The organism is Oleiphilus sp. HI0123 (assembly GCF_001635315.1).
In genome coordinates this window covers 1-757 of the sequence record NZ_LWGE01000971.1, presented here as the reverse complement: position 1 = coordinate 757, position 757 = coordinate 1, and the positions used below count along the sequence as shown (strand labels likewise).

The 757-nt window shown below is 47.6% G+C and carries 1 protein-coding gene; it reads left to right on the top strand.

Translation table 11 applies throughout. The annotated features are described in order from the left end of the window. Positions 1–757 (top strand): aminotransferase class III-fold pyridoxal phosphate-dependent enzyme (locus tag A3761_RS08395; protein ID WP_156491750.1); only part of this gene is annotated, 757 nt, incomplete at both ends.

The following is a 757-nucleotide window of genomic DNA, read 5'->3' as shown; positions in this document are numbered from 1 at the left end:
CACCTGTGGCTTTGGCTCAAATTTCTTTGGCAATGGTGCTGAATTTATTCGCTCGGACGTTGCCAAACAGCTAGAGACCGGCTACCAAATCGGCCTCCAGAGCCCCTTAACTGAAAAGGTATCCAAGAAATTTTGCCAGTTAACTCAACTAGAGCGTGTTGCTTTCTGTAATACTGGTTCTGAAGCTGTACTTGGCGCCATACGATTAGCGCGCACAGTGACAGGCAAAGAACATATCGTCATGTTTGAAAACGACTATCATGGAATCAATGATGAGGTTATCGTCCATCGAGGTTCGAATGGCCTACCGTTACCAGCAGCAGCCGGTATTCCTGGAGAGGCCGTCGCCAACACAATGATTCTAGACTACGGTGACCCACAGTCTTTAAAGTATATCGAAGAAAACGCCGATGACATCGCTGCTGTTCTGATCGAACCTGTACAAAGCCGAAACCCAGAACTTCAGCCTAAAGAGTTCGTTCAAGAGTTAAGGAGCTTATGCGATCAAAATGAGATGGCCCTTATATTCGATGAAGTCATTACAGGTTTCCGCCTCGGACCACGAGGAGCTCAAGGCCATTTCGATATTCCAGCAGATATCGCAACCTACGGTAAGATTATCGGTGGAGGTATGCCAATTGGTGTTATTGGAGGCAAGTCCAAGTATATGGACGCCTTAGATGGTGGCCAATGGCGATATGGTGATGACTCATCGCCCGAAGTTGGCGTAACCTACTTTGCGGGAACCTTTGTACGC